This window comes from Achromobacter sp. 01N37 (assembly GCF_056399725.1).
Window position 1 is genome coordinate 111,449 of sequence record NZ_JBFTRX010000020.1, and the last position, 12,865, is coordinate 124,313.

A 12,865-nucleotide genomic window follows, 5' to 3' on the forward strand; every position below is an offset into this window, starting at 1 on the left:
ATCAGAATAGGGTTCAGGCGATGGGACGGCTTTCCAGCCAGGGATGGCGGGCCAGGCGTTCTGCTTCAAAGGCGCGGATCTTGTCGGCATGACGCAAGGTCAGGCCGATATCGTCAAAGCCATTGAGCAGGCAGTACTTGCGGAAGGGTTCGATATCGAAGCCCATCGCGCGGCCGTCCGGGGCGATCACAACCTGGCGGTCCAGGTCGATGTTCAGCTTGTAGTTCGGGAAGGCTTTGACCTCATCGAACAGGCGCGCCACTTCCAATTCAGACAGCACGATCGGCAGCAAGCCGTTCTTGAAGCTGTTGTTGAAGAAGATGTCGGCGTACGACGGCGCAATGATGGCGCGAAAGCCAAACTGCGTCAGCGCCCAGGGCGCGTGTTCACGGCTGGAACCGCAGCCAAAGTTCTTGCGGGCCAGCAGCACCGAAGCGCCCTGGTAACGCGGCTGGTTCAGCACGAAATCCGGATTCAGCGGACGCTTGCTGTTGTCCATGCCGGGTTCGCCGTGGTCCAGATAACGCAGCTCGTCAAAGAGGTTGGGCCCGAAACCCGTGCGCTGGATGGACTTGAGAAACTGCTTGGGGATGATGAGGTCCGTGTCGACGTTTTCGCGATCGAGCGGAGCCACCAGGCCTTCGTGAGTGGTAAATGCTTGCATGATGTCGGTACTCGGTGCTGTATCGCTTAACGGAACGTGCGGACGTCGACGAAGTGGCCGGCCACGGCGGCGGCGGCCGCCATCGCGGGGCTGACCAGGTGCGTGCGGCCGCCCTGGCCTTGGCGGCCTTCGAAGTTGCGGTTCGACGTGGATGCGCAACGCTCGCCCGGTTCAAGGCGGTCGGCGTTCATGGCCAGGCACATCGAGCAGCCCGGTTCGCGCCATTCAAAGCCGGCCTCAATGAAAATCTTGTCCAGCCCTTCGCGCTCGGCCTGCTGCTTGACCAAGCCCGAACCCGGCACCACCATCGCCTGGCGCACATTGGACGCGACGCGCTTGCCGCGGGCCACGACGGCCGCGGCGCGCAAGTCTTCAATACGCGAGTTGGTGCACGAGCCGATGAACACGCGGTCCACGCGGATATCGGTAAGCGGCGTGTTGGGCTTCAGGCCCATGTATTCCAGCGCGCGCTCCATGCCGCTGCGGCGCACATCGTCTTTTTCACGGTCGGGGTCCGGCACGCGGGAGTCCACCGGCAATACCATTTCGGGCGACGTGCCCCAGGTGACTTGCGGCTTGATGTCGCGCGCATTGACTTCCACCACGGTGTCGAACTTGGCGCCTTCGTCGGTGTGCAGCGTGCGCCAGTACTTGACGGCCTGATCCCAGACCACGCCGTGGGGCGCAAACGGACGGCCGCGGAAATACTCGACCGTCTTGTCGTCCACCGCGACCATGCCCGAACGGGCGCCCGCTTCGATGGCCATGTTGCAGACCGTCATGCGGCCTTCCACGGACAGCGCGCGGATCGTGCTGCCGGCGAATTCGATGGCGTGGCCCGTACCGCCCGCCGTACCGATGATGCCGATGATGTGCAGCACCACATCCTTGGCCGTACAGCCGAAGGGCAATTCGCCTTCAACCTTGATCAGCATGCTCTTGGCTTTTTTCATCAAGAGCGTTTGCGTAGCCAGCACGTGCTCGACTTCGGACGTGCCAATACCGAAAGCCAACGCGCCCAGCGCGCCGTGCGTGCTGGTGTGCGAGTCACCACAGACGACCGTCATGCCGGGCAGCGTTGCGCCCTGCTCCGGCCCGATCACGTGCACGATGCCCTGGCGCAAGTCATTCATGCGGAATTCGGTAATGCCGTACTTATCGCAATTGGTGTCCAGCGTATCCACTTGCAGGCGGGAGACCGGGTCATCAATACCCTGGGCGCGATTGATCGTCGGCACGTTGTGGTCCGCCACCGCCAGGTTGGCGCCCGTGCGCCACGGCTTGCGGCCGGCAATGGCCAAGCCCTCGAACGCCTGCGGGCTGGTCACTTCGTGCAGCAGGTGGCGATCGATATAGAGCAGACAGGTGCCGTCTGATTCCTGGTGGACGATGTGGGCGTCCCAGAGTTTGTCGTAAAGGGTTTGGGCCATGGATGCGCTCTGCAAATAGACAATCCGGCTCGTGCCTCACGCGGTTGAAAAGCAAGTCGCTCCCGCGCCGGCCACTGCGGCATGGAGGAATTATGCACACGGTCTGAACCTAGTACAACCACACCATGGATACTAGTACCACCACTACCACGATGGGCGCAAAACGGACGCTATCCGCCTCACTCCGCACCCTTCCCGAAAAGTTGGGGAAGGATTGTGGAAAATTAATCACACCGAAAAACTTTGTTAAGGAAAATAGATTCAGAATTATCTAGCCGATATAATCCGGTTTCACTACGGTTGCGTCTTTTTCGAAATAATGCGAAATAAAACGTATTAATCAAGCTGAGAATTTCAGCTACTGTGAAGTTCGTGCAAATTCAGGAAATTTAAGTGATGTTGCGCGACGAAACGTTTTGGCCAGTCGTATCTGCCTGCCACGATTTAACAAATCTTGACTCGAAAGATATGACATTTTCATACAAGATGTCGGCCACTCAATCTAAACCTACTCGCGAATAATCACTATGGCTTCGTTTTTGCTTAAGAGCACGACTTCGATCCTTGCCCTGGCCTTTGTTCCCGCAGCATTTGCACAGTCCGCAGCGCCCGCCGCCGCAACCGGCGCCCCGTCCGCAGTGACGCTGAACCAGATCGTTGAACAGACGCTGCTCAGCAATCCCGAAATCCAAGCCAAGTACCACGACTTCCAAGCGTCGCTGGAAGGCCAATCGGTCGCCCGCGCCGCGTACTTTCCGCAGATCAATGCCCAGGGCTATCTGGGCCGCGAATATCGCAGCAACGTGCCGGCCGTGGGCTCGCAGAACTGGAGCCGCCCGGGCTACAACGTCGAACTGCGCCAGCTGATTTTTGACGGCTTCCGTACGAACAACGACGTCAAGCAAGCGGGTTTCGACAAGCTCGCACGCTTCTATGACGTGCTGGCCACCAGCGACAGCACCGCGTTTTCCGCCGTGCAGGCCTATATCGACCTGCAACGCTATCGCGATATGGAGCTGCTGGCCCGCCAGAACTATTCCTTGCACGAAGAAACGCTCAAGCAGATTGGCGAGCGCACCGAATCGGGCGTTGGCCGCCGGGTCGACCTGGAACAGGCGGGCGGCCGTTTGTCGCTGGCTCAGACCAACCTGATGACGGAAACCGCCAACCTGCTGGACGTACAGCAACGTTTCCAGCGCGTCACTGGCGCCTTCCCGCCCGAAGCCATGCAGCCGCCGCCCGACATTGGCGACAAGCTTCCTGTGAAACCGGGCGACTTCAATGAGTCGCTGCGCCGCAACCCCAGCTTCCTGTCCAAGCAAGCCGGCCTGCAAGCCGCGCAAGCGGGCGTGGCCTCGTCCAAGGGCGCGTTCTCGCCGAAGTTTGAATTTGTGGCTTCCACGGGCCGCGACCAGAACGACCCCACCCCGCAAACCCGCGATATCCAGAGCTCCAGCGTGCAAGTCGTGATGAGCTACAACCTGTACCGCGGCGGCGCCGATTCGGCTCGCGTCCGCCAGACGGCCGCGCAGTCGTACGCCGCACGCGACATCCGCGACTACACCTGCCGCAATGTGCAGCAGGATTTGGCCGTGGCTTGGAATAACGTCCAGAGCCTGAGCCAGAAGCTGCCGTTCCTGCGTGACCACGAAGTGGCCACCACAAAAGTCCGTGACGCGTATCGCCAACAATTCCAGATTGGCCAACGTTCGCTGCTGGACTTGCTGGACACCGAAAACGAGTTGTTTGAGTCACGCCGCGCATTGACCAACGGCCTGTATGACCTCAAGCTTGCGCAATATCGCTGGCTGGCGCTGTCGCATGCACTGCTGCCTGCGCTGTCGCTGCAACCCGCGCGCAATGAGATGCCCGAGGAAAACGGCAAGCTGGAAGTCTCCGACGAAGTGATCAAGCTTTGCAATTCGACGGTTCCCGACGCTGCCCGCTTGGCGCCCGTGCGCGTGCAATACAACGAAGGCACGCTGCCACCCACGCTCGTGCCGCTGAACGCACCCAACGCCAAGCCCTGACCGGTGTTGGGTCGCAAGGAGGCCATATGACCCCCCAGGGCAAAGAATTTTCGCAGCTGGACGCGGACTTTGTCCGCGTCCTGGAAGACTTGATCGACGCCTTGATCGCCAATGGCACCTTGCGCATGACGGACCTGCCTATCCAGGCCCAGCAAAAACTTTCACAGCGCAAGCAGCAACGCGCGCGCCTGTCCGAACACCTCGACCTCTTGGATGACGAAGATGGACAAGTTATCTGAAAAGGCCGCTCGGGAATGGCGTGCCGATGCCCGCGCGGCGCACGACGACCCGCTGCTGGACTGCCTGGTTGAAATCACGCGCCTGCACGGCGTGACCGCCACGGCGCAGGCGCTGTCGTCCGGTTTACCGCTGGAAGAGCACCGGCTGACCCCTGCCCTGCTACCCCGCGCCGCCGCGCGCGCGCAACTTTCCGCGCGCGTCGTCAAACGCACGCTGGACAGCATTTCTCAAGACCTGTTGCCCGCCATTCTGCTGCTGCAAGGCGAACGCGCCTGCTTGCTGCTCAAGAAAGAAGACGGCAAATACATCGTCAGCCATCCTGAACTGGGCGGCAGCTCTGTCGAGATGACGCCCGAAGCGTTGGCCGCGCAGTACACCGGCCTGGTGTGCTTTGTGCGCCCGCAGTTCCGCTTTGACGCGCGTGCGCCGGAAGTCGCCAAGGTGCGCGAGCGCCATTGGTTCTGGGCCGCCATCATGGAAAACCGGCGCCTGTACCGCGACGCGCTGATCGCCGCCCTGCTGATCAACATCTTCGCCATGGCGATGCCGTTGTTCACCATGAACGTCTACGACCGCGTCGTGCCCAACAACGCCGTCGAGACGCTGTGGGTGCTGGCCATCGGCATTACGCTGGTCGTGATCTTCAACATGATTTTGTCCACGGCGCGCTCGCATGTGGTGGACAGCGCCAGCAAACGGGTCGATGTGCGCCTGTCTGCGCAGATCATGGAACGCGTGCTGGACTTGCGCCTGGAGGGCCGGCCGGTGTCGGTGGGTTCCTTCGCGGCCAACCTGCGTTCATTCGAATCCATCCGCGACTTCATCGCGTCAGCCACCATCACCACGCTGGTCGATCTGCCTTTCATCGTGCTGTTCCTGGCCGCCTTGGCCTGGATCTCGCCATGGATGATTCTGCCGCCGCTCGTGGCAATCGTGCTGATTCTGCTGGTGTCGCTTGCCGCGCAGGCGCGCATGGAAGCGCTGACGATGGCGTCTTTCCAAGCCAGCTCGCAACGCAACGCCACGCTGGTGGAAGCGCTGACCGGCCTGGAAGCCGTGAAGACGCTCAACGCCCAGGGCGCCATCCAGCGCAACTGGGAACGCGCTACCGAATTCATCGCGCAAACGGGCGGCAAGCTCAAGCTGATTTCGTCGTCAACGGTCGGCTTCGTGCAGGCAATTCAACAACTGGTGTCGATCGCCGTCGTGATCATCGGCGTGTACCAGGCACAGGAATCGGCCATGTCCATGGGCGGCATCATCGCCGCATCCATGATTGCCGGCCGCTGCCTGGCGCCGCTGGGCCAGGTGGCCGGCCTGCTGATGCAATATCAAAACGCCCGCACCTCGCTGGGTTCCATCGACAACTATATGAAGCTGCCGATCGAACGCCCCGCCGAATCCGAGTTCCTGCATCGCCCGGTATTCCACGGCGGCCTGGAATTCCGCGACGTCACGTTCTCGTATCCCGGCAGCACGCAGCCGGTGCTGAAGAAGGTGTCGTTCAAGCTCAAGCCCGGTGAAAAGGTCGGCATCATCGGCCGCATCGGTTCGGGCAAGACGACGCTGGAAAAACTGGCGCTGGCGCTGTATCAGCCCACCGAAGGCGCCGTGCTGCTCGATGGCGTGGACGTCCGCCAGATCGACCCGGCCGACGTGCGCCGCGCGATCGGCCATGTGCCGCAAGACCCGACGCTGTTCTACGGCAGCCTGAAGCACAACCTGGCCATGGGCGCGCCCTATGCCGACGACGCCAGCATTTTGGCGGCCGCCAATCTGGCCGGCGTCACCGACTTCGCCAACCTGCACCCCAACGGGTTCGACATGATCATTGGCGAACGCGGTGAATCGTTGTCAGGCGGCCAACGGCAATCCGTTGCCGTGGCCCGCGCCCTGATCAACGATCCTCCCATCCTGCTGCTGGACGAACCCAGCAGCAACATGGACCACCAAAGCGAAGCCCAACTGCGCAAGCGGCTGGGCGAGGCCAGCGCGACCAAGACGATTCTTCTGGTCACGCACCGGACCGCGTTGCTGGACCTGGTCGACCGCCTGATCGTGATCGACAACGGTCACATCGTGGCCGACGGTCCCAAGGAGCAAGTTGTGGAAGCACTGCGTCAGGGACGCGTTGGACGCGGGAGTTAAGGGCGCCATGCAGACAAATCCTGGAGAGACCAAGCACGGCCTGTTGGGCGGCTTGTGGCGCAAATTGCGCAACGTCTTCGTATTCTTTTTCGACCGGCTGCTGGACGGCACGGAAAAAGGCAAAGTCGAAAAGCGGTCTGACTATGTCGGCAATGCCGAATGGGTGATTCACGAATCGCAGGCCCGCAGTTCGCGCGTGCTGCTGTGGGTGGCCTTGCTGGCCACGGCGCTCCTGCTTGTCTGGGCAGCGACCGGCAGCATTGACGAGGTGGTGCGCGGCGAAGGCAAGGTTGTGCCGTCGCGTCAGGTGCAGATCATCCAGAGCCTGGATGGCGGCATCGTCGAAGAAATTCTGGTTCGTCCGGGCCAGGAAGTGCAAGCCGGCCAGACGCTGCTGAAGATCGATTCCACGCGTTTTGCGTCCTCGTTGGGCGAGAACAATGCGGAATACCTGTCCTTGCTGGCCAAGTCCGCCCGTCTGGAAGCGCTGGCCACTGGAGAGCCCTTCGTGGCCCCGGAAGAAGTGCTGAAGCAGGCGCCCGGTCTGGCCGAAATGGAGCGCAACGCGTGGCAAGCGCGCAATACCGAACTGAACGCCACGGTCAACGTCGCCCGCGAACAGCTCAAGCAGCGCCAGGAAGACCTGCGCGAAACGATCGCCAAGCGCGACCAGGCATCGGCCAGCTGCGGCCTGACTTCGCGCGAACTTCAGGTGACGCGTCCCCTGCTGAAAAGCGGCGCCGTGTCCGAAGTGGATCTGCTGCGCTTGCAACGCGACGTGGCCCGCTACTGCGGTGAACAGAAAGGCGCCGAGGCGCAGATCGACCGCTTCCAGGCGTCGATCAAGGAAGCGCAAAGCAAGCTCGAAGAGTCTGAGCTGAACATCCGCAACCAGGCACGCAGCGAACTTTCCGAAACCAACACCAAGCTGTCCACCCTGCGCCAAGGCAAGCTGGCGCTGGCCGATCGCGTGAAGCTGGCTGAAGTGCGCGCCCCGTTGGCCGGCACCATCAAGACGCTGTTCAACAACACCGTGGGCGGCGTGGTGCAGCCGGGCAAGGACATCATCGAAATCGTGCCCAAGGACGACACGCTGCTGCTGGAAGTGCGTATCCAGCCGCGCGACATCGGTTTCCTGCACGCCGACCAGAAGGCCGAAGTGAAATTCACCGCCTATGACTTCGCCATCTACGGCGGCCTGGAAGGCAAGGTCGAACAGATCGGCGCCGACACGGTCACCGACGAGAAAGGCAATTCGTATTACGTGGTGCGCGTCCGCACGGACCGCAGCACCGTGGGGGACAAGCTTTTGCCCATCATCCCCGGGATGGTGGCCGAGGTTCATATCCTGACGGGCAAACGCACTGTGCTGCAGTACCTGCTCAAACCGATCTTGCGTGCCAAGGCTAACGCCTTTACCGAACGTTAAGGAGAGCTGGAAGGCTTTATGAAACCTGTTCCCGTCCTGTTGATTACGCACGACGACCTGCTGTGGCAGCATTGGCGCGCGCTGGATTCCACGCGCTGGCTGGCTGCCCGCGGGCGGGGTCTGGCTGACCTGCAACGCTGGCGCGAGCAAGGCCGCGCTGTGGCGGTGCTGGATACCGACGTGCCGCGCCTGCCGTCATGGCAAGACCCGATCTGGTCCTCGTCCCTGGCCGGCTTGCATGTGGTTGTGGCCAGCCCCAGCCCGAATGACGAGCAAGGCACCCAGGCGCTAGGCGCGGGCGCCCACGGCTATTGCCATAGCTATGCCTCGGCCGCCGCCTTGTCGCAGGCGCTGGAAGTGGTGGCGTCGGGCGGCATCTGGATGGGCCGGTCGCTGGTGACGCGCCTGCTCAAACTGATGACCGAACGCGCCCAGGATGCCCATTCCTGGGACAACGGCCTGCTTACCGAACGCGAAGTCACCGTTGCCCGCTACGCCGCCAGCGGCCAGTCCAACGCCCAGATCGCTGAAGCCCTGGGCATCACTGAGCGCACGGTCAAGGCCCATCTGTCTGCCGTTTTCGACAAGCTCAAGGTCGCGGACCGCCTGCAGCTCGCCCTGCTCGTCCATGGCATTTCCGCACCCGCAGACTCACGGAGCAAAATTACCTCTTGATATTGTCCTTGAGGACAATATGCCTCCCTTTGGGGCAAACCCTAGTATTTGGCCATCTTTGGATAACTCCCTGAAACGGAACCCACATGGCCACCTTTACCCCCGCCGCAGTTGTCAATGAAATTTCCGGCCGCGCGTGGATACGCAATAGCGACGGCTCGCTGACTGAACTGCATCAAGGCAGCAAAGTCCCTGCCGGCAGTGACATCGTCACGGCCTCGGGCGCCACGGTTTCCCTTCAGGTTGAAAACGGCATGCCGATCGTGATCGGTGAAAGCCGCGAGGTCGCCATCAACGAGGACCTCACCGGCCCGCTGGCCGATCCGAGCGAAGCGGCCATCACGCCGCCCACCGGCACCGATTCCGACCGCCTGCTGGCTGCGCTGCAAGCCGGGCGCGACCCCTTCGACGAACTGGACCCCACCGCCGCCATCGTGGCCGGCGGCGGCGATGCCGGCGGCAGCAGCTTCGTGCGCCTGGCCCGCATCCTGGAAACCACGACTCCGCTGGACCTGGCCTATCCCAATCCCAGCCGCGGCGACGACACCCTGCCCCGCGCCTCGGCGACGGGCGCCACCGGTGACAACACCGACGATACGACCGCGCCGGCCGCAACCAACACCGCGCCGTCCGCCCTGAACGACGTCAGCAGCGGCGACCAGAACGCCATCCAGCGCGGCAACCTGCTCACCAACGACGCCGACCCGGATGGCGATCCCCTGGCGATCGTGTCCGTCAGCGGCCGCCCCATGACTGCCGGCGGCGTTACCGTCACCGGCACCAATGGCGGCACGTTCACCGTCTTGCCTGACGGCAGCTACACGTTCACGCCGGGCACGGGCTTTCAGAACCTGCCGGCCGGCCAAACCGCCACCACCACGATTTCCTACACCGTCACCGATCCCAGCGGCGCGACGTCTACCGCCACGGTCGAAGTCACGATCGTCGGCGTGAACGACCCCGCCCAGATCACCCCCGCCAACGCGGGCGATGACGCCGGTACAGTCAAGGAAGACACCACCTTCACTGCAAACGGCAAGCTCAACGTCACCGACGTGGACGACGGCGAAGCCCGCTTCGTCGTGCAATCCGGCCAGGCTGGCCAGCACGGCACATTCTCGATCGACGCCAGCGGCGCGTGGGTCTACAACCTGAACAACAACGACGCCCGCGTGCAAGCGCTGGCCGTCGGCGAAACGCTGACCGAGACCTTCACCGTCACCACGGCAGACGGCACCACCGGCACGGTCACCGTCACCATCCAAGGCACGAACGACGTGCCCACGCTCAGCGGCCAAGCCGCCGGCGCCGTCACCGAAGAAACCACCCTCGCCGCCACCGGCAAGCTTGATGTGGCTGACGTCGACACGTCCGACACGCACACGTGGTCAATCAACAACAATGGCGCCGGTCAGTACGGCGCGCTGACCATTGCCGCCGACGGCACCTGGACCTACAACCTGACCAACACCAACCCGGCCGTGCAAGCGCTGGGCGCAGGCGAGTCGCTGACCGAAACCTTCACCGTCACGGTCAACGACGGCCACGGCGGCGTGACCACGCAAGCCGTCACGGTCACCATCAACGGCACCAATGACGTGCCCGTCGTCAGCGGTGAAGCCTCGGGTTCCGTCAAAGAAGACGGCTCTCTGACGGTGAGCGGCCAACTGGGCCAGACCGACGTAGACGCGAACGACACGCACACGTGGACGGTCAACAACGGCGGCAACGGCGACCACGGCAACTTCTCGGTCGACAACACCGGCAAGTGGACCTACAACCTGAACAATGCTGATCCCAAGGTGCAAGCACTGGGCGTCGGCGAATCGCTGACCGAGACGTTCACCGTCACCGTCGACGACGGCCACGGCGGCGTGACCACGCAAGCCGTCACGGTCACCATCAACGGCACCAACGACGCGCCGGTCATCAGCGGCCAGACCACCGGTTCCGTCACTGACGGCAGCACCACCAACGTCACCGGCCAACTGACCCAGACCGACGTCGACGCAAACGACACGCACACCTGGACGGTCAACAACGGCGGCAAGGGCGACTTTGGCAGCTTCACGGTCGACAACACCGGCAAGTGGTCCTACAACCTGGACGACAGCAACACCACCGTCAAGGGCCTGAAGAGCGGCGAATCGATCACTGAGACCTTCACCGTCACGGTCGACGACGGCCACGGCGGCGTCACGACGCAACAAGTCACGGTCACGATCAATGGCACGGATGACGGCGCCGTTATCACCCCGGGCATCCCGGGCGCAGACCAAGGCACCGTCACCGAAGATGTGGCTCTGACCGTCGGCGGCAAGTTGAACGTCACCGACCCGGACGCCGGCCAAGCCGTGTTCCAGGTTCAGTCCGGCACCCCCGCCGCACACGGCACATTCTCGATCGATGCGGACGGCAAGTGGACGTATAACCTGAACAATGGCGACGCCGCCGTTCAAGGTTTGGGCGCGGGCAAGACGCTGACCGAGACGATTACGGTCACGACGGCGGATGGCACCACCGGTCAAGTGGTCGTCACGATCGTTGGCACCAACGACACCCCCGTTCTGACCGGCAAGGCTGACGGCGCGGTTACCGAAGACGGCACGCTCGTTGCCACCGGCAAGATTGATGTCGCTGACATTGACACGACCGACACGCACACTTGGACCGTCAACAATGACGGCAAGGGTACGTATGGTTCGTTCTCGGTCGATGGTTCGGGCAACTGGACGTACAACCTGGACAACGCCAACAAGGCTGTTCAGGGTCTGAAGTCCGGCGAATCGATCACCGAAACGTTCACCGTGACCGTCAACGACGGCAACGGCGGGATCGTCGACAAGGCGGTCACGGTCACCATCAACGGCACGGATGACGGCGCGACCATCAACCCGGCTCAACCCGGCGATGACAAGGGTTCGGTTACCGAAGACGGGACGCTTACGACCGGCGGCAAGCTGGAAGTGACAGATCTGGATGCGGGCCAGGCGGTCTTCCAAACGCAAACGAACGCAGCCGGTCAGCACGGCACCTTCTCCATCGACACCGATGGCAAGTGGAACTACACCCTGACCAATAGCGACCCGGCCGTTCAAGGCTTGGGCGCTGGCAAGACGCTGACCGAGACCTTCACCGTTACGACGGCTGATGGCACCACCGGCCAAGTCGTGGTCACGATCGTTGGCACCAACGACATCCCCGTTCTGACCGGTAAGGCTGACGGCGCGGTCACAGAAGACGGCACGCTGGTTGCCACCGGCAAGATCGACGTCGCTGACATCGACACGACCGACACGCACACCTGGACAGTCAACAATGATGGCAAGGGTACGTATGGTTCGTTCTCCGTCGATGGCTCCGGCAACTGGACGTACAACCTCGACAACGCCAACAAGACCGTTCAAGGTCTGAAGTCCGGCGAATCGATCACCGAAACGTTCACCGTGACCGTCAACGACGGCAACGGCGGAATCGTCGACAAGCAAGTTACGGTCACCATCAACGGCACCGACGACGGCGCCATCATCACCCCCGCTCAACCGGGTGATGATAAGGGCTCGGTCACCGAAGACGGGACGCTTACGACCGGCGGCAAGCTGGAAGTGACTGATCCGGACGCTGGCCAGGCGGTCTTCCAAACGCAGACCAATGCTGCCGGCCAGCACGGCACCTTCTCCATCGATGCCGATGGCAAGTGGACCTACACACTGACCAACAACGACCCGGCCGTTCAAGGCCTGGGCGCGGGCAAGACCCTGACGGAGACGTTCACCGTTACGACGGCGGATGGCACCACCGGTCAAGTCGTCGTCACGATCGTCGGCACCAATGACATTCCGGTGTTGACCGGTAAAGCTGACGGCGCGGTCACCGAAGACGGCACGCTGGTTGCTACCGGCAAAATCGACGTCGCTGACGTCGACACGACCGATCCCCATACCTGGACCGTCAACAACGACGGCAAGGGTACGTATGGTTCGTTCTCCGTCGACGGCTCCGGCAACTGGACGTACAACCTCGACAACGCCAACAAGACCGTTCAAGGTCTGAAGTCCGGCGAATCGATCACCGAAACGTTCACCGTGACCGTCAACGACGGCCACGGCGGGATCGTCGACAAGGCGGTCACGGTCACCATCAACGGCACGGATGACGGCGCGACCATCAATCCGGCTCAACCCGGCGATGACAAGGGTTCGGTCACCGAAGACGGTACGCTCACGACCGGCGGCAAGCTGGAAGTGAC

8 protein-coding genes are annotated in these 12,865 nt (G+C 62.4%); 6 read left to right on the top strand and 2 right to left on the bottom strand.

Features of this window, described 5'->3' with window-relative positions; translation table 11 throughout:
* Positions 1-13: 13 nt before the first annotated feature.
* Both leuD and leuC read right to left on the bottom strand, forming a co-directional pair.
* Positions 14-664 carry a 3-isopropylmalate dehydratase small subunit gene (gene leuD, locus AC1DSJ_RS27970; protein ID WP_054422374.1) on the bottom strand — a complete coding sequence of 217 codons (651 nt, stop codon included), beginning with the start codon at positions 662-664 and terminating at the stop codon, positions 14-16.
* A gap of 26 nt (positions 665-690) precedes the next feature.
* Entirely contained in the window at positions 691-2,094 is a 1,404-nt protein-coding gene (gene leuC / locus AC1DSJ_RS27975; RefSeq protein ID WP_054422375.1) for a 3-isopropylmalate dehydratase large subunit, read from the bottom strand.
* Positions 2,095-2,621: 527 nt separating this feature from the next.
* Here leuC and AC1DSJ_RS27980 point away from each other — a divergent pair.
* The 6 genes from AC1DSJ_RS27980 to AC1DSJ_RS28005 form a co-directional block, all read left to right on the top strand.
* On the top strand, positions 2,622-4,124 hold the full coding sequence (locus tag AC1DSJ_RS27980; protein WP_054422376.1) for a TolC family outer membrane protein: 1,503 nt from the start codon (positions 2,622-2,624) through the stop codon (positions 4,122-4,124).
* Between the two features lie 26 nt (positions 4,125-4,150).
* Positions 4,151-4,363, top strand: coding sequence for a hypothetical protein (locus AC1DSJ_RS27985; RefSeq protein WP_006226998.1), 213 nt, complete (start codon positions 4,151-4,153; stop codon positions 4,361-4,363).
* A complete protein-coding gene (locus tag AC1DSJ_RS27990) occupies positions 4,347-6,512 on the top strand; it encodes a type I secretion system permease/ATPase (protein ID WP_054422377.1) in 2,166 nt (721 codons plus the stop codon). Before AC1DSJ_RS27985 ends, AC1DSJ_RS27990 begins: the two co-directional genes overlap by 17 nt.
* Positions 6,513-6,519: 7 nt before the next feature.
* Positions 6,520-7,941, top strand: coding sequence for an HlyD family type I secretion periplasmic adaptor subunit (locus AC1DSJ_RS27995; RefSeq protein ID WP_054422378.1), 1,422 nt, complete (start codon positions 6,520-6,522; stop codon positions 7,939-7,941).
* Between the two features lie 18 nt (positions 7,942-7,959).
* Positions 7,960-8,616 (top strand): response regulator transcription factor, encoded by a 657-nt coding sequence (locus AC1DSJ_RS28000; protein WP_054422379.1) that lies wholly within the window; start codon positions 7,960-7,962, stop codon positions 8,614-8,616.
* A gap of 86 nt (positions 8,617-8,702) precedes the next feature.
* A partial coding sequence (locus AC1DSJ_RS28005; RefSeq protein WP_476760431.1) for a retention module-containing protein occupies positions 8,703-12,865 on the top strand: 4,163 nt, incomplete at its 3' end.

What these genes read in the sequence shown, in the direction of transcription:
- AC1DSJ_RS27980 (WP_054422376.1), top strand. Translation starts at nt 2,622, where the DNA reads ATGGCTTCGTTTTTGCTTAAGAGCACGACTTCGATCCTTGCCCTGGCC.
- AC1DSJ_RS27985 (WP_006226998.1), top strand. Translation starts at nt 4,151, where the DNA reads ATGACCCCCCAGGGCAAAGAATTTTCGCAGCTGGACGCGGACTTTGTC.
- AC1DSJ_RS27995 (WP_054422378.1), top strand. Translation starts at nt 6,520, where the DNA reads ATGCAGACAAATCCTGGAGAGACCAAGCACGGCCTGTTGGGCGGCTTG.
- leuD (WP_054422374.1), bottom strand. Translation starts at nt 664, where the DNA reads ATGCAAGCATTTACCACTCACGAAGGCCTGGTGGCTCCGCTCGATCGC.
- AC1DSJ_RS27990 (WP_054422377.1), top strand. Translation starts at nt 4,347, where the DNA reads ATGGACAAGTTATCTGAAAAGGCCGCTCGGGAATGGCGTGCCGATGCC.
- leuC (WP_054422375.1), bottom strand. Translation starts at nt 2,094, where the DNA reads ATGGCCCAAACCCTTTACGACAAACTCTGGGACGCCCACATCGTCCAC.
- AC1DSJ_RS28000 (WP_054422379.1), top strand. Translation starts at nt 7,960, where the DNA reads ATGAAACCTGTTCCCGTCCTGTTGATTACGCACGACGACCTGCTGTGG.